This is a genomic window from Pseudomonas tolaasii NCPPB 2192 (assembly GCF_002813445.1).
In the GTDB taxonomy this organism is placed as follows: Bacteria; Pseudomonadota; Gammaproteobacteria; order Pseudomonadales; family Pseudomonadaceae; genus Aquipseudomonas; species Aquipseudomonas tolaasii.
Window position 1 is genome coordinate 4596536 of record NZ_PHHD01000001.1, and the last position, 21917, is coordinate 4618452.

Annotated in this window: 2 protein-coding genes (1 of these 2 cut by a window edge); both read left to right on the forward strand. The window is 64.9% G+C overall.

Going from position 1 to position 21917, the window contains the following annotated elements; translation table 11 throughout:
• Positions 1-2239 carry the final stretch of a non-ribosomal peptide synthetase gene (locus ATI14_RS21275; protein WP_100831511.1) on the forward strand. 17027 nt of this gene lie to the left of the window's left edge, so the window shows 2239 of its 19266 coding nt (coding positions 17028-19266); its start codon lies off the left edge, out of view; its stop codon occupies positions 2237-2239.
• On the forward strand, positions 2236-21636 hold the full coding sequence (locus ATI14_RS21280; RefSeq protein WP_100831512.1) for a non-ribosomal peptide synthetase: 19401 nt from the start codon (positions 2236-2238) through the stop codon (positions 21634-21636). The genes ATI14_RS21275 and ATI14_RS21280 overlap by 4 nt, the downstream gene beginning before the upstream one ends.
• The last annotated feature ends 281 nt before the right edge of the window (positions 21637-21917 follow it).

The following is a 21917-nucleotide window of genomic DNA, read 5'->3' on the forward strand; positions in this document are numbered from 1 at the left end:
CTTGCCGTTGAGGGTGAGCCTCGATCACCAGGACGTGCGTGCCGGGGTGCGTTCCACTCACGCCCGCTTGTCGGCGCTGCTGGGACACGAGCACGCCTCGCTGGCACTGGCCCAGCGTTGCAGCGGCGTGGTTGCGCCTTCACCGTTGTTCAGTGCGATGCTCAACTACCGTCACAGCGCCAGCGATGGCGTCATGCATGAAACCCGTGACGCCTGGGTGGGGATCGAAACCCTGGCCGGGGAAGAGCGCACCAACTATCCGTTGGCCGTCAACGTGGATGACCGCGGCGATGGTTTCCACCTCAGCGCCCAGGTCATCGGGGTCGATGCCGAGCGGGTCGTGGCTTACCTGCAGACCGCCTTGCACAGCCTGGTCGACGCACTGGAAAACGCACCGAACACTGCCGTGCAGCACCTGCCGGTATTGCCGGATGTAGAGCGCGAAATCCTGTTGGTGAAGTTCAACGCCACCGCCCGCGATTACCCGCTGCAACAGACCCTGCACGGCCTGTTCGAAGCCCAGGTTGAACGCACCCCCGACGCAGTTGCCGTGTTGGCCGACGGCCAGCGCCTGAGCTACCGCGAGCTGAACGCCCGGGCCAACCGCCTGGCCCATCACCTGCGGGCGCACGGCGTGCAGCCGGATTCGCCGGTGGCGATCTGCGTCGAGCGCAGCGCCGACATGGTGGTCGGCCTGCTGGCCATCCTCAAGGCTGGCGGCGCGTATGTGCCGCTGGACCCGGCCTATCCGCAGGACCGCCTGGCCTACATGCTGGAAGACAGCGCCCCGGCTGTGGTGCTGGTGCAAACCGCCACCCGTAACTTGCTGGGTGACATCGGCGTACCGGTGGTGAACCTCGATCACGCCAACTGGCAGCACCTGCCGTCCAGCAACCCGTCGGTTGCCGCGTTGACCCCGCAGCACGCGGCTTACGTGATCTACACCTCCGGTTCCACCGGCAAGCCCAAGGGCGTGATCAACGAACACAGCGCGGTGGTCAACCGCCTGCTGTGGATGCAGGAAGAATACGGCCTCACTGCAGACGACAGCGTGCTGCAGAAAACCCCGTTCAGTTTCGACGTGTCGGTGTGGGAGTTCTTCTGGCCGCTGTTCACCGGCGCACGCCTGGTCATGGCCCGCCCGGGCGGGCACAAAGACCCGCAATACCTGTGCGACATTATCGAAGCCGAGCAGGTCACCACCTTGCACTTTGTGCCGTCGATGCTTGACGTGTTCCTGGCCCATGGCGATGTCAGCCAGGCGGCCGGGCTGGTGCGGGTGATGTGCAGCGGCGAAGCGCTGCCGGGCAGCGTGGTGCGGCGCTTCAAAGAGCAACTGCCGGGCAGCCAGCTGTTCAACCTGTATGGCCCGACCGAAGCAGCGGTGGACGTCACGGCCTGGGACTGCAGCGGTACGTCGACCCCGGACAACACCCCGATCGGCAAGGCCATCGCCAACACCCGCATGTACGTGCTCGACGCCCACCTGCAACCGGTGCCGCTGGGCGTGAGCGGCGAGCTGTACATCGGTGGCGTGCAGGTTGCCCGTGGCTACCTGAACCGCCCGGACCTGACGGCCGAACGCTTCCTCAACGACCCATTCAGCGAAGGCCGGCTGTACCGCACCGGTGACGTCGGGCGCTTCCTGCCGGACGGCAACATCGAATACCTGGGGCGCAACGACGATCAGGTCAAGATCCGCGGCTTGCGAATCGAGCTGGGGGAAATCCAGGCGCGCCTGGGTGAGTTCCCGCAGATCCTGGAAGCCACGGTGCTGGCCCGCGAGGACGTGCCGGGCGACAAACGCCTGGTGGCGTACTACACCGGCGAACCGGCGGCGGCTGACGCGCTGCGCACCCACCTGCTGGAGCAACTGCCGGAGTTCATGGTGCCGCAGGTGTTTGTGCACCTGGACGCGTTCCCGCTGAGTCCCAACGGCAAGCTGGACCGCAAGGCGCTGCCGGCCCCGGACATGGCTGCGCTGCGCACCCGTGAATATGAAGCGCCGCAGGGTGACACCGAAATCGCTCTGGCCCAGCTGTGGGCGGAGCTGCTGAACGTGGAGCGGGTAGGGCGTCACGACAACTTCTTTGAACTGGGCGGCCACTCATTGCTGGCTGTCAGCCTGATCGGGCGGTTACGCCAGGATGGCATCGATGCGAACGTCAAGGCGCTGTTCGAGCAACCCACGCTCTGGGAATACGCCGAAATTACCGAAAGAATGGAGATGGTCCTGTGAGTGTTCTCGAACTGTTGGCGACATTAAAAGAAAAAGACGTTCAGCTCTCCGTCAAGGGTGACCAGCTCGTCGTACAGGGCAACAAGCAGGCGTTGAAAGAGCCAAGTGTGCTCGCCGCACTGCGCGAGCATAAAGCAGCGCTGATCGCCTTGATCAATGCCGGGCAGTACACGGCGCAGCGCGCCGGGCAGGTGGACATTCCGGCCAACCGCATCGCGGCCGGTTGCACGCAAATCACGCCTGACATGCTGACGCTGACCACACTTGACCAGCCGGCCATCGACCGTATTGTCGCGCACATTCCCGGCGGGGCCGCCAACATCCAGGACATCTACCCGCTGGCGCCGCTGCAGTCGGGGATTTTGTTCCACCACCTGTCGGCGCAGCAGGGCGATCCCTATGTGCTGCAATGCGCCATTGGCATGGATAACCGCCAGTGCCTGGACGATTTCAGCCAGGCCCTGCAATGCGTGATTGACCGGCATGACAGTTTTCGGACCGCCGTTATCTGGGACGGGCTCGACGAGCCGCACCAGGTCGTGCTGCGCCAGGCGCAGTTACAGGTTGAAGAGCTCGTGCTGGACCCGGCTGACGGTGATATTCGCCGGCAACTGGAGCAACGCTTCGACACCCGGCACTTTCGCCTCGACATCAGCCAGGCACCGCTGATCCGCATCGCCTATGCCCACGACCCACAGAACGGGCGCTGGCTGGCCTTGCTGATGTTGCACCACATCATCTCCGACCACGCCGCGCTGGCCGTGGTGCAGCATGAAATCCAGCAATACCTGCTGGGCCACGCCGCGCAACTGGGCAAACCGGTGCCGTACCGCAATTACGTGGCACAGGCGCGCCTGGGCGTGACGGAACAACAGCACGAAGCGTTCTTTCGCGACATGCTGGCCGAGGTGGACGAGCCGACACTGCCGTTCGGCCTGGCAGATGTGCAGGGCGACGGCAATGCCCTGGAGGAGGCCGTGTTGGCCGTCGCACCTGCGCTGAGCCAGCGCCTGCGCGCCCAGGCCCGCCAGCAGGGCGTGAGTACCGCGAGCCTGTGCCACTTGGCCTGGGCGCAAGTGCTGGCGGCCGTCACCGGCAAACAGCGCGTGGTATTCGGCACGGTGTTCCTGGGGCGCATGGAGGCAGGCGAGGGCGCGGAGCACGCGCTGGGTATGCTTATCAATACCTTGCCGCTGCGCGTGGATATCGGTGAACAAGGCGCCCAGGCGGCGCTCAAGGCCACCCATGCACGGCTGACCGCATTGCTCGGTCATGAGCATGCACCCTTGGTGCTGGCGCAACGCTGCAGTGGCGTCGCCGCGCCGCAACCCCTGTTCAGTGCCTTGCTCAACTATCGCCACAGTACGGCGGCCCACACCAGTGACGAGGCCGAAAAAGCCTGGCGGGGCATCGAATTCTTCCATACCGAAGAACGCACCAACTACCCGCTGACCCTGAGCGTCGATGAGTTCAGCGACGGTTTTTCCTTCACCGTTCAGGCCTTGCCGGTACTGGGCGCGCAACGTTTCTGCGGTTACATGCATACCGCGCTGGAACATCTGATTCAGGCGCTGGAGCAAAACGCACAGGTCCCCGTCAACCAGTTGCCGGTGTTGCCCGATGCCGAGCGCCAACAGGTCCTGGCAGGTTTCAACCAGACCCACGCCGACTACCCACGCGGGTTGACCATTCACCAGCGTATCGAACAGCAGGCAGAGCGCAGCCCCGAGGCGCTCGCAGTGGTGTACGACGGCCAAACGCTGACCTACGCCGAGCTGAACCGGCAAGCCAACCAGCTGGCCTATCGTCTGATCGAACTGGGCGTGCAGCCGGATGATCGCGTGGCGATCTGCGCGCGTCGCAGCCTGGAAACCCTGGTGGGACTGGTCGCGATCCTCAAGGCCGGCGCGGCCTACGTGCCCGTCGACCCGGCCCACCCACTGGACCGCATCGGCTATTTGCTCGAAGACAGCGCTCCGGTGGCGGTGCTGGTACAACCCGGGCTAACCGAGCGCTTGCCGGCGATGAGCGTGCCGGTACTCGAACTCGACCGCCTGTTGCTGGAAGGCGCCGCGCGCGCCAATCCACAGATTGACGGCCTGACCCCGGCCCACCTGGCGTATGTGATCTATACCTCCGGTTCCACGGGTTTGCCCAAAGGCGTGATGGTTGAGCACCAGACCCTCGACAACCTGGTGAACTGGCATTGCGAGGCCTTCAACCTCAATGCCGGCAGCCACACCTCCAGCGTCGCCGGCTTCGGTTTTGACGCGATGGCGTGGGAAGTCTGGCCGGCGCTGTGCGTGGGTGCCACCCTGCATCTGCCACCGGCGGTGCAGGGCAACGAAGACATTGATGCGCTGCTCGCCTGGTGGCTGGCCCAGCCGTTGGATGTCAGTTTCCTGCCGACGCCGGTGGCGGAATACGCCTTCAGCCAGAACCTGCAACACCCGACCCTCAAGACCTTGCTGATCGGCGGCGACCGTCTGCGCCAGTTCACTCAGGCGCAGCGCTTCACCCTGGTCAACAACTACGGCCCGACCGAAGCGACGGTGGTGGCGACCTCCGGCGTGATCGAAGCCGGGCAGACCCTGCACATCGGCAAACCGGTGGCCAATGCCCAGGTGTACGTGCTCGACGCCCAACTCAAACCGGTGCCGCTGGGCGTTGCCGGTGAACTCTATGTGGGCGGTGCCGGGGTGGCACGCGGTTACCTGAACCGCGCGCAAATGACCGCCGAACGCTTTCTGAAAGACCCGTTCAGTGCCGACCCGCAGGCGCGTATGTACCGCACCGGCGACCTGGTGCGCTGGCTGGAAGACGGCCGCCTTGACTACCTGGGTCGCAACGACGATCAAGTGAAAATCCGTGGTGTACGGATCGAGCTGGGTGAGATCGAGACCTGCCTGAGCGAACATCCCGATGTACGCGAGGCCGTGGTCATAGCCCGCGACGGACGCCTGATCGCGTACTTCACCGCGCGTGAGGCGCTGGATATCGAGCACCTGCGCCGCTACCTGCAAGGCCAGTTGCCGGACGCCATGGTGCCGGCGGCCTACATGCACCTGGCCAGCCTGCCGCTGACGGCCAACGGCAAGCTGGACCGCAAGGCCCTGCCGGAACCGGACCAAAGCGCGCAACCGAGCCGTGACTACGTGGCCCCGGTGGGCGAGGTGGAAGTCGCGCTCGCGCAGATCTGGGCCGACGTGCTCAAGGTCGAACGCGTGGGCCGCCATGACCACTTCTTTGAACTGGGCGGCCATTCATTGCTCGCGGTAGGCCTGATCAGCCGCATGCGTCAGGCAGGCTTGCAGGCCGACGTGCGCGTGTTGTTCAGCCAGCCGACCCTGGCCGCATTGGCCGCTGCCGTGGGCCACAGCCGTGAAGTGACGGTCGAGCCCAACCGCATTCAGCCCGGGTGCACGCGCATCACCCCGGACCTGCTGACACTGGTCGACCTCGACCAGGCCAGCCTTGATCGGATTGTCGACAGCGTGCCGGGCGGCGTCTCCAACGTGCAGGACATCTACCCGCTGGCCCCGCTGCAGGAAGGCATTTTGTACCATCACCTCAGCGCCGAGCAGGGTGATCCGTACCTGCTGCAGGCGCGCTTCAGCTTTGCCGACGTGCAGCGTTTGCAGGCGTTTACCCAGGCGCTGCAGCGCGTGATCGACCGACACGACATTCTGCGCACCGCGATTGTGCTCGAAGGCCTGCCGACCCCGGTGCAAGTGGTGTGGCGCAAGGCTGAGTTGGGGGTGCAACAGGTGCATGTGGAAGACGCCAGCGGCGATGTGATGGCCCAGCTTGAGCAACGGTTTGGTGCCCGCCAACATCGTCTCGACCTGGCCAGCGCGCCGCTCATGCAACTGGTGTATGCCCAGGACCCGGCCCGGCAGCGTGTGGCGGCGATTCTGTTGTTCCACCACATTGCCCTGGACCATACCGCGCTGGAGGTGGTGAGCCAGGAAATGCAGGCTTACCTGACCGATCCGGCCGCGCAACTGGCCGAACCGGTGCCTTATCGCAATTACGTGGCCCAGGCGCGCCTGGGTGTCAGCGAGCAGGAGCATGAAGCGTTCTTCCGCGAGTTGCTCGGGGATATCGACACCCCGACCTTGCCCTTCGGCCTGCAAGACGTGCAAGGCGATGCTCAACATATCGAAGAAGCGCACCTGGTGGTCGATGCCGAACTCGACCGGCGCCTGCGAGGCCAATTGCGTCAGCTTGGCGTCAGTGCCGCCAGCGTGTTTCACCTGGCCTGGGCCCAGGTGCTCGCGGCCGCGACCGGCCAGCAAAATGTGGTATTCGGCACCGTGCTGATGGGCCGCATGCTCGGCGGCGAAGGTGCCGAACGGGCATTGGGTATGTTCATCAATACCTTGCCGCTGCGCCTAGATATCGACCACCGCGATGCCCGTGCCGGCGTGCGCCAGGCCCATGCGCGTCTCAGCGCGCTGCTGGGGCATGAACACGCGTCCCTGGCCTTGGCGCAACGCTGCAGCCAGGTGAACGCGCCGTTGCCGTTGTTCAGTGCACTGCTCAACTACCGGCACAGCGCCGCGGCCGAGGGCAGCGAGCAAGTCCAGCAAGCCTGGCAGGGTATGGAAGGGCTCGGCGGTGAAGAGCGCACCAACTACCCGCTGACCCTGAACGTGGATGAATGGGGTGACGGTTTCAGCTTGACCGTATTGACCCTGGCTCAGGTCGGCGCGCAACGGGTGTGCGGTTTTGTACACCAGGCGCTGGAGCAGTTGGTGCAGGCGCTGGAGCAGTCATCAACCACGGCGCTGCAGGCCCTGACGATACTGCCGGCGGCCGAACGCGAACAGGTACTGCAGACCTTTAACGCTACGACGCGGACGTATCCTGCCGCGCTGACGGTGCACGGGGTTTTTGAAGCGCTCGTGGCCGCGCAGCCTCAGGCACTGGCCGCCGTGCAAAATGGGCAGCGACTGACTTATGGAGAACTGAACAACCGCGCCAACCGCCTGGCCCACCACCTGCTGGGCCTCGGCGCAGCACCGGGTGACCGGGTGGCGATTCTACTCGAGCGCTCCCTGGATTTGCTGGTGGCCCAGTTGGCAATCAGCAAGTGCGCGGCGGTGTATGTGCCGCTGGACGTGAACGCACCGACGGATCGTCAAGCCTTCATGATTGAAGACAGTGGCGCACGCTGGGTACTGACCACCAGCGGCACCGAGGTATCTGGCCATCGTTTTGACCTGGACAGTCTCAACCTGAGTGCCGAGCCGGAGCACAATCCGGCCCTTGAACAATCGTCGGAAACCGCCGCCTACATCATGTACACCTCCGGCTCCACCGGCACACCAAAAGGCGTGCTGGTACCACACCGGGCGATCACGCGGTTGGTGATCAACAACGGCTATGCCGAGTTCAATCCGCAGGACCGCGTGGCCTTTGCCTCCAACCCGGCCTTCGACGCCAGCACCCTCGACGTGTGGGCGCCGTTGCTCAACGGCGGCGCGGTAGTGGTGGTCGACCAGGACACGCTGTTGTCCCGCGAGGCCTTCGCGGCCTTGCTGCAAGAACAATCGATCAGCGTGTTGTGGATGACCGCCGGGCTGTTCCATCAATACGCCGAAGGTTTGCTGCCGGTCTTCCCGCAACTGCGTTACCTGATTGTCGGCGGTGACGTGCTGGACCCCAGCGTGATCGCACGGGTACTCAAGGACGGCGCGCCACAGCACTTGCTGAACGGCTATGGCCCGACCGAAGCCACCACCTTCTCGACCACCCATGAAATCCTGCGCGCTGACGAAGGCAGCATCCCGATCGGCAAACCGGTCGGCAACAGCCGCGCTTATGTGCTCGATGCCCGTCAGCAGCCGGTACCGGTGGGCGTTGCCGGCGAGTTGTACATTGGCGGCCAGGGCGTGGCGCTGGGTTATCTGAACCGTGCCGACCTCACGGCCCACGCTTTCCTGGTCGATCCGTTCAACGACGGCGGTTTGATGTACCGCACCGGCGACCTGGTGGCCTGGCGTGCCGATGGCACCTTGCAGTACCTGGGGCGTAACGACCAGCAGGTGAAAATCCGTGGTTTCCGTATCGAACTGGGCGAGATCGAAGCGCGCCTGGGTGAACACCCGCAGGTCAAGGACGTGGTGGTGCTGGCCCGTCAGGATGAGCCGGGGCATAAGCGTCTGGTGGCTTACTTCACCGAACGCGAAAACGTCAGCATCGAGACCCTGCGCGACTATCTGCACGACCAACTGCCGGACTACATGGTCCCGGCCGCGTACGTGCGTCTGGACAGCCTGCCGCTGACCAACAACGGCAAAGTTGACCGCAAGGCCTTGCCGGTTCCGGATCAGGACGCGCTGCTCAGCCGTGGCTACGAAGCACCCCAGGGCGAGATCGAAACCCTATTGGCGCAGATCTGGGCCGATGTGCTCAAGGTCGAGCAAGTAGGGCGTCACGACAACTTCTTTGAACTGGGCGGCCACTCGTTGCTGGCAGTCAGCCTGATCGAACGCATGCGCCAGGTCGAGCTCAGCGCCGATGTGCGCGTGCTGTTCCGCCAGCCAACCCTCGCCGCGCTGGCGGCGGCGGTCGGCAGCGGACGCGAGGTGGCCGTGCCGGCCAACCTGATTACCCCCGACTGCGAGCGCATCACCCCGGCACTGTTGCCGCTGGCCCAATTGAGCCAGGCCGGCATCGACCGCATTGTTGCCACGGTACCGGGCGGCGTCGCCAATGTGCAGGATATCTACCCCTTGGCGCCGTTGCAGGAAGGGGTGCTTTACCACCATATCCGTACCGACGAAGGTGACCCTTACCTGCTGCAATCCAGCTACGGCTTCGACAACCTTGAGCGTTTCCAGGTGTTCGCCGATGTGCTGCAAGCGGTTATCGACCGGCATGACATCCTGCGTACCGGCCTGGTCTGGGAAGGCCTGGAAAGCCCGATGCAAGTGGTGTGGCGCAAGGCCCGACTGGTGGTGCAGGAGGTTGTAACCGACCCGGCGGCGGGTGATGTGCTGGCGCAACTGCGCGAGCGTTTCGATGCGCGTCACTATCGCCTCGACCTGACTCAGGCGCCGTTGATGCGCATGGTCTACGCCAGGGACCCGGCCAACCGGCGCATCGTCGCGGTGCTGATGTTCCATCACCTGGTCATGGACCACACCGCGCTCGACACCGTGCAGCAGGAAATGCGCAAGATCCTGCTGGGTCATGGCGAGGCACTGGGGCATGCCGTGCCTTACCGCAATTATGTGGCGCAGGCCCGGCTGGGCAGCAGCGAAGCGGAACACGAAGCGTTTTTCCGCGAGATGCTCGGCACCCTCGATGAGCCCACCTTGCCGTTCGGCCTGCAGGATGTGCAGGGCGAAGGTCACGGTGTGGGTGAGGCCACGCACTTGCTGGACGTCGACCTCAGCCTTCGGCTGCGTGAGCAAGCGCGTCTGGCCGGCGTGAGTGCCGCCAGTCTGTTCCACCTGGCCTGGGCGCATGTACTGGGCACCCTGTCGGGGCGTCAGAACGTGGTGTTCGGCACCGTGCTGCTGGGGCGCATGCAAGGCGGCGAGGGCGCGGACCGGGCGCTGGGGATGTTTATCAATACCTTGCCGCTGCGCGTGGATGTGGCGCAGGTCAGTGTGCGGGCGGCGGTCAAATCCACCCATGCGCGGCTTACGGCATTGCTGGGGCATGAACATGCCTCACTGGCCCTGGCCCAGCGTTGCAGCGGGGTCGCGGCGACCACGCCGTTGTTCAACGCCTTGCTCAACTACCGCCACAGCGCCGGGGTCGAAGACGCGGTGGAGATGGACCAGGCGTGGCACGGCATGTACCTGCTGCACGCCGAAGAGCGCACCAACTACCCCATCACCCTGAGCGTCGATGACCTGGGTGAGCAATTCAACCTCAGCGCGCTGGTGGTTTCGCCGATTGAGGCGCGCCGCATTTGTGACTACCTGCTGACCGCCGTCACGCACCTGGTGCAGGCGCTGGAACAAACGCCGCAGCTGCCGTTGGAGCACATCACGGTGTTGCCGATGGACGAAACACGGCAAGTGCTGGAAGCGTTCAACGCCACGGCGCGTGCCTATCCCGACGGGCAGACCGTACACGACGTGTTCCAGCAGCAGGCCGCGGCAACGCCGCACGCCGTGGCGGCGGTGCAGGGTGCGGTTTCACTGAGCTACACACAACTGAACGCGCGGGCCAACAAACTGGCCCACCACTTGCTGGGCCTTGGCGCAGCGCCGGGTGACCGGGTGGCGATTCTACTCGAGCGCTCCCTGGATTTGCTGGTGGCGCAGTTGGCGATCAGCAAGTGCGCGGCGGTGTATGTGCCGCTGGACGTGAACGCACCGACGGATCGTCAAGCCTTCATGATTGAAGACAGTGGCGCGCGCTGGGTACTGACCACCAGCAACACCGAGGTATCTGGCCATCGCCTTGACCTGGACAGTCTCAATCTGAGTGCTGAGCCCGAGCACAACCCGGCCCTTGAACAGTCGTCGGAAACCGTCGCCTACATCATGTACACCTCCGGTTCCACCGGCACGCCAAAAGGCGTACTGGTGCCACACCGGGCGATCACGCGGTTGGTGATCAACAACGGCTATGCCGAGTTCAACCCGCAGGACCGCGTGGCGTTCGCTTCCAACCCGGCCTTTGACGCCAGTACCCTCGACGTGTGGGCGCCATTGCTCAACGGCGGCGCGGTAGTGGTGGTCGACCAGGACACGCTGTTGTCCCGCGATACCTTCGCGGCCTTGCTGCAAAAACAATCGATCAGCGTGCTGTGGATGACCGCCGGGCTGTTCCATCAGTATGCCGAAGGCCTGTTGCCGGTCTTCCCGCAACTGCGTTACCTGATTGTCGGCGGCGACGTGCTGGACCCCAGCGTGATCGCACGGGTACTCAAGGACGGCGCGCCACAGCACTTGCTGAACGGCTATGGCCCGACCGAAGCCACCACCTTCTCGACCACCCATGAAATTCAGCGCGCGGACGAGGGAAGCATCCCCATCGGCAAACCGGTCGGCAACAGCCGCACCTACGTGCTCGATGCCCGCCAGCAGCCGGTGCCGGTGGGGGTTGCCGGCGAGCTGTACATTGGCGGCCAGGGCGTGGCCCTGGGTTATCTGAACCGTGCCGATCTCACGGCCCACGCCTTCCTGGTCGACCCGTTCAACGACGGCGGTTTGATGTACCGCACCGGTGACCTGGTGGCCTGGCGCGCGGATGGCACCTTGCAGTACCTGGGGCGTAACGACCAGCAGGTAAAAATCCGTGGTTTCCGTATCGAACTGGGCGAGATCGAAGCGCGCCTGGGCGAACACCCGCAGGTCAAGGACGTGGTGGTACTGGCCCGACAGGATGAACCCGGTCACAAGCGTCTGGTGGCTTACTTCACCGAGCGCGAAAACGTCAGCATCGAAGTGCTGCGCGACCATTTGCACGACCAACTGCCGGACTACATGGTCCCGGCCGCCTACGTGCGTCTGGACAGCCTGCCGCTGACCAACAACGGCAAAGTTGACCGCAAGGCCTTGCCGGTTCCGGATCAGGACGCGCTGCTCAGCCGTGGCTATGAAGCGCCCGAGGGCGAAATCGAAACCCTGCTGGCGCAGATCTGGGCCGACGTGCTGAAGGTCGAGCAAGTAGGGCGCCACGACAACTTCTTCGAACTGGGCGGCCACTCGTTGCTGGCGGTGAGCCTGATCGAACGCATGCGCCAGGCCAGCCTGAGCGCCGATGTGCGTGTGTTGTTCAGCCAGCCAACCCTCGCCGCCTTGGCGGCGGCAGTCGGCAACGGGCGCATGACCGCGGCACCGGCCAATCGCATCAGCCTGGGCTGTGAGCGCATTACGCCTGACCTGTTGCCGTTGGCCAACCTGGACCAGGCGGGCATTGATCGGGTGGTCGCCGGTGTACCGGGCGGCGTGGCCAATGTGCAGGATATTTATGCGCTGGCACCGTTGCAGGAAGGCCTGTTGTATCACCACGTCACCGCCAGCCACGGCGATCCGTATCAGCAGCACGCGCTGTTTGCATTTGACAGCCGCGAGCGTCTGGACGCGTTTGCAAAGGCCCTGCAAGCGGTGATCGCCCGTCACGATATCCTGCGCACCGCGCTGGCCTGGGACGGTCTGGAAACACCGGTGCAAGTGGTGTGGCGTGAGGCCCCGCTGGGGCTCACGTCATTGCGTGTGGATGAAGACGGCGACGTGGCTGCGCAAGTGCGTGAACAACTCGACCCGAGCCGTTTCCCGCTGGACCTGCGCCGTGCGCCGATGATGCACCTTGGGGTCGCCCATGACCCGCGCCAGCAACGCTGGATCGGCATGCTGGTGTTCCATCACCTGGTCAATGACGCCGCTTCGCTGGGTGTGCTGACGGCCGAAATCGAAGCGCATATGCTCGACCAGCAGCACCGCTTGCCCGCCAGCGTGCCGTATCGCAACTACGTGGCGCAAACCCGTCAAGGCAAGGACCGCGCCGCCCATGAAGCGTTTTTCCGCGACATGCTGGGCGACTTTGATCAGCCGACGTTGGCGTTCGGCGTGCTCGAAACCATGGACGCCGCGAGCAGCGAGCAAGTGCGTGGCAGCGTGCCGGCAGCGCTGGGGCTGCGCATCCGGGCCCAGGCGCGTTTGGCCGGGGTGAGTGCGGCGAGCCTGTATCACCTGGCATGGGCGCACATTCTGGGCGCCGTGTCGGGCCAGGATGACGTGGTGTTCGGCACCGTGCTGCTGGGGCGTCTGCAAGCCGGCGAGGGCGCCGACCGGGCCTTGGGCATGTTTATCAATACCTTGCCGTTACGCGTGAAAATGGCTGGCCTGCAGGTCAAGGCGGCGCTTAAACAGACCCACGCCGGGTTGTCGGCATTGCTCGCCCATGAACACGCGCCGTTAAGCCTGGCGCAACGCTGCAGCGCGGTGGCCGCGCCAACGCCGCTGTTCAACAGCCTGCTCAATTACCGGCATGTCACCGCCGGTGGAGAAAACAGCCAGCAGGCCTGGGAAGGTATCGTCGGGCTGGAAAGCGACAGCATCGTCAGTTACCCGCTGGTGCTGGAAGTCGATGACCTGGGCAGCGAGTTCCGTCTGACGACGCGCGCACCGCGCGCAATGGGGGCGCAGCGCCTGCTGGACTACCTGCTGATCAGCCTGGACAACCTGGCGAATGCACTGGAAATGGCGCCGCGCACGGCCTTGCCGCAATTGTCGGTGTTGCCTGCTGCCGAACGCCAGACCCTGCTCGCGTTTAACGCCACCGACGCCGATTACCCGCGCGATACCACGGTGGTGCAGATGATCGAGGCCCAGGCCGCTCGGGCCCCGGCGTCAATTGCCGTGGTGCTGGGCGACCAGCAGTTGAGCTACCACGACCTGAACGAACGGGCCAACCGCGTCGCCCATTATTTGCGCAGCCTCGGCGCGGGCGCCGATAGCTGCGTGGCGATCTGCATGCCGCGCAGCCTGGAGCTGATTGTCGGCTTGCTGGGCATCCTCAAGTCCGGCGCCGCCTATGTGCCGCTGGACCCCGAATATCCGGCGCAACGCCTGGCATTCGCGCTGCAGGACAGCCAGCCGCTGGCGGTGCTGGTGCAGGATGCCACCCGTGGCGTGCTGGGCGCCACGGCGGTGCCGCTGGTTGACCTGGCGGATGCCGACGTGGCCGGGCAGCCGCTCGACAATCCGCCCGCTCTGGCCACGGCGCATGACCTGGCCTATGTGATCTTCACTTCAGGCTCCACCGGCCGCCCCAAAGGCGTGATGGTGGAGCACGGCTCGCTGGTCAACCACATCAGCTGGCAAACCCGGGCTTTTGGCTTCGATGCCACAGACCGGATCCTGCAGCGGACTTCGGTGGCGTTCGACGCTTCGGTCTGGGAAATCTGGACGCCGTTGGCCATCGGCGCGCGCCTGGTCTTGCTGCCGGCTGAGGCTTCGCGGGATGTCGAGCACATGGCACGTACGCTGGTCGAGCAGGGCGTCAGCATTGCCCAATTCGTGCCGAGCCTGTTGCGCCTGCTGGTGCAATTGCCCGAGACGGGCGTGCGCTGCCGCTACCTGTTCAGCGGCGGTGAAGCCCTTGACCCGCAACTGGCCATGCAGGCCCGCGCGTTGACCACCCACGGTGTGGTCAACCTGTACGGGCCGACGGAAGCGACTATCGACAGCACGTCCTGGACCTTCAATGACGCAGGCCCGCTCGAGGCGGTGCCGATCGGCAAACCCATCGCTAACGCCCGTGCTTATGTGCTCGACGCGCACCTGCAGTTGCTGCCGCTCGGCGTTGCCGGTGAGCTGTACATCGGTGGAGCCGGGGTGGCTCGCGGCTACCTGGGGCGTGATGACCTGACCGCCGAACGCTTCCTGGCCGACCCGTTCAACCCGGGCGGGCGCTTGTACAAAACCGGCGACCTGGTGCGCTACCTGGCAGACGGCACGCTGGAATACCTGGGCCGTAACGACGACCAGATCAAGTTGCGCGGCCTGCGCATCGAACTGGGTGAAATCGAGACGTGCCTGTCCGGTCATCCCGAGGTGCAGGAGGTCGTGGTGCTGGTGCGCAATGAGCGTCTGATCGCTTATTGCCGTGCGCCGTCGAGCCTGGACATCCAGGCTCTGCGGGTGCAGGTACAAGCGCAGTTGCCGAGTTACATGGTGCCCCAGGCGTATGTGTTGCTGAACACGCTCCCCCTGAGCCCCAACGGCAAGGTCGATCGCAAAGCGCTGCCGGACCCGGACCTGGCGTCGGTACTGGTGCGCGAGTACGAAGCGCCGGTGGGCGAGACAGAAATCACCCTGGCACGGCTCTGGTGCGAATTGCTCGAGGTGGAACAAGTCGGGCGTCACGACCACTTCTTTGAACTGGGCGGCCATTCGCTGTTGATGGTCAACCTGATGGGCCGCATGCGTGAAGCCGGCCTGAAGGCAGACGTGCGCACCTTGTTCAATCAGCCAACCCTGGCGGCGCTGGCCGCCTCGGTGGGGGCAAGCGAAGAACAGGCGGTACCGGCCAATCTGATCCCGGCCGACTGCACCCGCATCACGCCGTCGATGTTGCCGCTGGCCACCCTGGACCAGGCGAGTATCGAACGCATCGTCGCGACGGTCAGCGGTGGCGCGGCCAACGTGCAGGACATCTACCCGTTGGCACCGTTGCAGGAAGGTATTCTCTATCACCACCTCAGTGCGGTGCACGGCGACCCTTACGTCATGCAACTGCGCTACGCCTTCGAACACGTCGAGCGCTTGCACGCGTTCAGCGCTGCGCTGCAACAGGTGATTGATCGCCATGACATCCTGCGCACCGGCGTGGTCTGGGAGGGGCTGCAACAACCGATGCAGGTGGTGTGGCGCACTGCGCGGCTGTCGGTTCAGCGCGCGTCGCCGGATATCCGCCAGCCACGCCTGGACCTGACCCAGGCGCCGATGCTGCAGTTGCTGTATGCCGAAGAGGCCAGCGATGGCCGGGTGGTTGCCACGCTGTTGTTCCACCACATGATCCTTGATCACGTGGCCATGGAGGTGGTGCAGCAGGAAATGCAAGCCTTCCTCATGGGCGAAACAGCACAGCTGCAGGCCCCGGTGCCGTACCGCAATTATGTCGCGCAAACCCGCCTGGGGCAGGGCGAGCAGGCGCACGAGCAGTTCTTCCGCGAACAGCTGGCGGACATTGAGGAGCCCACCCTGGCCTTTGGTCTGCAAGGAATTGCCGACGACGAGCCGGTGGAGGAAGCCTATGTGCCGCTGGACGCCGGGCTGAGTCGGCGCCTGCGCGTGCAGACGCGGCAACTGGGCGTCAGCGCCGCCAGCCTGTTCCATCTGGCGTGGGCTCAGGTGCTCGGTGTGGTGTCGGGTACCGAACGCGTGGTGTTCGGTACGGTGTTGATGGGCCGCATGCAAGGCGGCGACGGGGCGGAGCGGGCGCTGGGGATGTTTATCAACACCCTGCCGTTGCGTGTCGATCTGGGCGCTGTCGGCGTTCAGCGCGCACTCAAGGCTACCCATGCACGGCTCAACGGCCTGCTGGCTCACGAGCATGCCTCGCTGGCCTTGGCGCAACGTTGCAGCAGCGTCGCGCAATCCACCGCGCTGTTCAGTGCCTTGCTCAACTATCGTCACAGCCATGGCGCGCCGGTATCCGGTGCCGAAGCCCAGGCCTGGCAGGGCATGCAGCTGTTGCAGGCGCAGGAGCACAGCAACTACCCGCTGACCTTGAGCGTCAACGATCAGGGCGAAGCCTTCAGCCTCAGCGCGCTGGTGGTGGCCTCGGTGGGCGCGCAGCGCATCTGCGACTATGTCGTGGGTGTGGTCGAGCGTCTGGTCCAGGCGCTCGAACACGCGGCGGACACGCCGATGTATCACCTGTCGATCCTGCCGGCTCATGAACGCCAGCAACTATTGAGCGGTTTCAACGCCACGCGGATCGACTACCCCGTCGGGCAGACCCTGCACCAGCGTTTTGAAACCCAGGTCGAGCTGTACCCTCACGCGCTGGCCGTGGTGTACCAGGGCCAAAGCCTGACCTACAGCGAGTTGAACCGGCAGGCCAATCAGCTGGCGCACCAGTTGATCGAACTGGGTGTACAGCCTGACGACCGCGTGGCCATCTGCACGCGGCGCAGCCTGGAAATGCTGGTCGGGCTGGTGGCGATTCTCAAGGCCGGCGCGTGCTATGTACCGATCGACCCGGCGCACCCGGCCGAACGCCTGAGTTACCTGCTGGAGGACAGCGCGCCTGTGGCCGTGCTGATCCAGCCCGCCCTGGCGCAACGCCTGCCGACCGTGACCGCGCCAGTGCTGGAGCTGGACAGTCGCCTGTGGCAAGGGCCGTCGAAGGGTAACCCGCAGGTCAGCGGGCTCACCACGGCGCACCTGGCGTATGTGATCTACACCTCCGGGTCGACCGGGTTGCCCAAAGGCGTGATGGTCGAGCACCAGACCCTGGAAAACCTGGTGAACTGGCACTGTGACGCGTTTGAGCTGCGGCACGGCAGTCACACCTCCAGCGTTGCCGGGTTCGGCTTTGACGCCATGGCCTGGGAAGTCTGGCCAGCCCTGTGCGTGGGCGCCACCCTGCATTTGCCGCCGGCCCGGGAGGGCAGCGAAGACATTGATGCGCTGCTCAAGTGGTGGCTGGCGCAGCCGCTGGATGTCAGCTTCCTGCCCACGCCGGTGGCGGAATACGCCTTCAGCCAGTCACTGCAGCATCCGACCCTCAAGACCCTGTTGGTCGGCGGCGACCGCTTGCGTCAGTTCCACACGCCACAGCGCTTCAAGCTGGTCAACAACTATGGCCCGACCGAAGCCACGGTTGTCGCCACCTCCGGTGTGGTCGAGGCTGGCCGGGCGCTGCATATCGGCAGGCCGGTGGCCAACACCCAGGTGTACCTGCTGGACGCGCAGCAACAGCCGGTGCCCGTTGGTGTTGCCGGTGAGTTGTATGTGGCCGGTGCCGGGGTGGCGCGCGGTTACCTGAACCGGGCGCGAATGACCGCCGAGCGCTTCCTCAAGGACCCGTTCAGCCACGACCCGCAGGCGCGTATGTACCGCACCGGCGACCTGGCGCGCTGGTTGCCGGACGGCACACTGGATTACCTGGGGCGTAACGATGACCAGGTGAAGATCCGTGGTGTGCGTATCGAGCTGGGCGAAATCGAAACCCGCCTGGGCGAGCATGCACTGGTTCGCGAGGCCGTAGTGCTGGCGCGGGAGGCGCGCCTGGTGGCTTACTTCACCGAGACGCACGCCGTGTCGATCGAGGATTTGCGCAGTTGGATGCAGGCGCAATTGCCCGAATACATGGTGCCGAGCGCCTATGTGCGGCTCGACCAGATGCCGCTCACCGCCAACGGCAAGCTTGACCGCCGGGCGCTGCCGGAACCGGGGCTGGATGCGTTGATCAGCCGTGGCTATGAAGAACCTGAAGGGGAAGTGGAAACCACCCTGGCGCAGATCTGGGCTGACGTGCTCAAGCTGGAACAGGTGGGGCGTCACGACAACTTCTTCGAACTGGGCGGGCATTCCTTGCTGGCGGTGGGCCTGGTGGAACGCATGCGCGAGGCCGGTTTGCAGGCCGATGTCCGTGTGCTGTTCAGTCAGCCGACCCTGGCGGCGCTCGCCGCGTCCGTGGGGGCCGGTCACGAAGTGGCGGTGCCGCCCAACCGGATCGAGCCGGGTTGCACGCAGATCACCCCGGACTTGCTGCCCCTGGCCACACTGGATCAGGCGAGTATCGAGCGCATTGTCGCCAGTGTCCCGGGCGGCGTGGCCAACGTGCAGGACATCTATGCCCTGGCGCCGTTGCAGGAAGGTTTGTTGTACCACCACATCAGCGCCGAACACGGCGACCCGTACCAGCAACATGCGCTGTTCGCGTTCGACAGCCGCCAGCGCCTGGAAGGGTTTGCCCAGGCCCTGCAACGGGTGATCGCGCGCCATGACATCCTGCGTACCGGCCTGTTCTGGGCGCAACTGGAAGCACCGGTGCAAGTGGTCTGGCGTGAGGCTCCACTGACGGTTGACGAGTTCATTCCGCAAGCGGGCGAGGTGCTGGCGCAACTGCGCGAACACTTCAGCCTTGGGCGTCACCGCATGGACATTCGCCACGCACCGATGATGCACCTGGGCTTCGCCCATGATCCGCAGCACCAGCGCTGGATCGGCATGCTCAGCTTCCACCACCTGGTCAATGACGCCACGTCCATGGGCGTGCTGGTGGCGGAAATCGAAGCGCATATGAGTGGTCGCGAGGCGCAATTGGGGGCTTCGGTGCCGTACCGCAACTATGTCGCGCAGGCCATGCAGGGCAAGGACCGTGCAGCCCACGAGGCGTACTTTGCCCAGATGCTCGGCGATGTCGACGAGCCGACGCTGCCGTTTGGCGTGCAGCGCATCGACAGCGAACGGGACCCCAGCGAAGAGGCCGAACACTGGCTGGGCGCGGCGTTCAGCCAGCGTCTGCGTCAACAGGCGCGGCAACTGGGCGTCAGTGCGGCCAGCCTGTATCACTGGGCATGGGCGCAGGTGGTTGGCGCGGTGTCGTCGCGCGACGACGTGGTGTTCGGCACGGTGTTGCTCGGTCGCTTGCAGGCCGGCGAAGGCGCCGACCGCTCCCTGGGCATGTTCATCAATACACTGCCGCTGCGTGTACGCCTGACCGATGACAGTGTGTCGGTGGCCGTCAAGCGTACCCATGCCGCCTTGAGCCAGTTGCTCGCCCATGAGCATGCGTCATTGACCCTGGCTCAACGCTGCAGCGGGGTTGCCGCGCCGGCGCCGTTGTTCAGTGCCTTGCTCAATTATCGTCACGGTGCGGCCAGCGCCAGCGACGCCAGCCGGGCGGCGTGGGAAGGGATCGAAATGATCGGCGGTGAAGGGGTCGACAGTTATCCGTTGATTCTTTCGGTGGACGACGTGGGCGAGGACTTCCGGGTCAATGCCCTGGCGCCGCAGTCGGTCGGTGCGCAGCGCGTGCTGGGGTACATGACCACGGTGCTGGGCGATCTGCTCGAGGCCCTGGAGCAGGCGCCCCATGCTGCTTTCCAGCACCCGTCGATCCTGCCCGCGGACGAGCGCAGGCATGTGTTGCACGGGTTCAATGCCACCGCACGTGAGTATCCGGCGAGCACGCCGGTGCACCAGGTGTTCGAGTCGTGGGCACAGGCGCAGCCGCAGGCCGTGGCGGCAGTGCATGGCGCGCAACAGGTGAGCTATGCCGAACTGAACGCCCGCGCCAACCGTCTGGCCCATCACTTGGCCGGCCTGGGAATGCCGGCGGGGTCAAGTGTGGCCGTGCTGCTGGAACGTTCGATTGACCTGCTTGTGAGTCAACTGGCCCTCAGCAAGTGCGCGCTGGTGTATGTGCCGCTGGACGTCAATGCACCCGTCGAGCGTCAGGCTTTCATGCTCAGCGACAGCCAGGCGACATTACTGTTGAGCCACGCCGGGCTGGGCAAGGCGTTGCAGGTGCAACGGCTTGATCTGGATCAGACGCAGTTCAGCCAACTGCGTGATGACAACCTGGCGGCGCAGGTCAGCAGCGAAGCGGCGGCGTACATCATGTACACCTCCGGTTCTACCGGTACGCCCAAGGGTGTGCGGGTGCCGCATCGAGCCATCACACGGCTGGTGATCAATAACGGTTATGCCGATTTCAATCAGCACGACCGCGTGGCGTTTGCGTCCAACCCGGCGTTTGATGCCAGCACCCTGGAAGTCTGGGCGCCGTTGCTCAATGGCGGCGCGGTGGTGGTGATCGACCAGGACACGCTGTTGGCGCAACACCGGTTTGCCGCGCTGTTGCAGCAGCAGGCCGTCAGTGTGGTGTGGATGACTGCCGGGCTGTTCCATCAATACGCCGAGGGTTTGCTGGAGGCCTTTGCGCGCCTGCGCTACCTGATCGTCGGCGGCGATGTGCTGGACCCGAGCGTGATTGCCCGTGTGCTCAAAGGCGGTGCCCCCCGGCACCTGCTGAACGGGTATGGCCCGACGGAGGCCACGACCTTCTCGACCACCCATGAGATCACCCGGGCGGACGAGGGCAGCATTCCGATTGGCAAGCCGGTCGGTAACAGCCGCGCTTATGTACTCGATGCGCATCAGCAACCCGTGCCGGTCGGGGTGACCGGTGAGCTGTATATCGGCGGGCAGGGTGTGGCACTGGGATACCTCAACCGGCCTGAATTGACGGCGGAGAAATTCCTCGTCGACCCGTTCAGCGAAGGCGGCTTGATGTACCGCACGGGCGACCTGGTGGCCTGGCGCGCCGACGGTACGTTGCAGTATCAGGGGCGCAATGACCAGCAGGTGAAGATCCGTGGCTTCCGTATCGAGCTGGGCGAGATCGAAACCCGTCTGGCCGGCTGCCCCGGCGTCAAGGATGCCGTGGTGCTGGCCCGTCAGGACGAGCCGGGGCAAAAGCGTCTGGTGGCTTATTTTACCGAACGCGAAAGCCTGGATATCGAGGCGCTGCGCGCCCGTCTGCAGGGGCAACTGCCGGAGTACATGGTGCCGGCCGCCTATGTACGCCTGGACAGCCTGCCGCTGACCGGCAACGGCAAAGTCGACCGTAAGGCCCTGCCGGCGCCGGACCAGGACGCGGTGCTCAGCCGTGCCTACGAGGCGCCCGAGGGGCCGGTGGAAGTGGCATTGGCGCAGCTGTGGCAAACGGTGCTCAAGGTTGAACGCGTGGGGCGTCATGACCACTTCTTCGAACTGGGCGGGCATTCGTTGCTGGCGGTGAGCCTGGTGGAGCAGATGCGCAAGCAAGGGCTGGACGCTGACCTGCGCGTGCTGCTCGCCCAACCGACGCTGGCCGCCATGGCGGCAGCGGTGGGGCAGGTGGAGCACGTGGTGGTGCCGCAATCGAGCGTGCCGACGCTCGAGCGCAAGCGGCGCATTTGACGCGAGGCACAACAGCTCCCCAGTGGGAGCTGTTGTGCTTTATTACCTGTGGGAGCCGGGCTTGCCCGCGATAGCGGTGGTTCAGTCGATGAAAGTATCGGCTGACCCGACGCCATCGCAGGCAAGCCAGCTCCCACATTGACGCGTCGGTGCGGCACATCTCGCTGGCATAAACCATTAACGGTGGGAGCCGGGCTTGCCCGCGATGGTGGTGGTTCAGTCGATGAAGGTATCGGCTGACCCGACGCCATCGCAGGCAAGCCAGCTCCCACATTGGAACG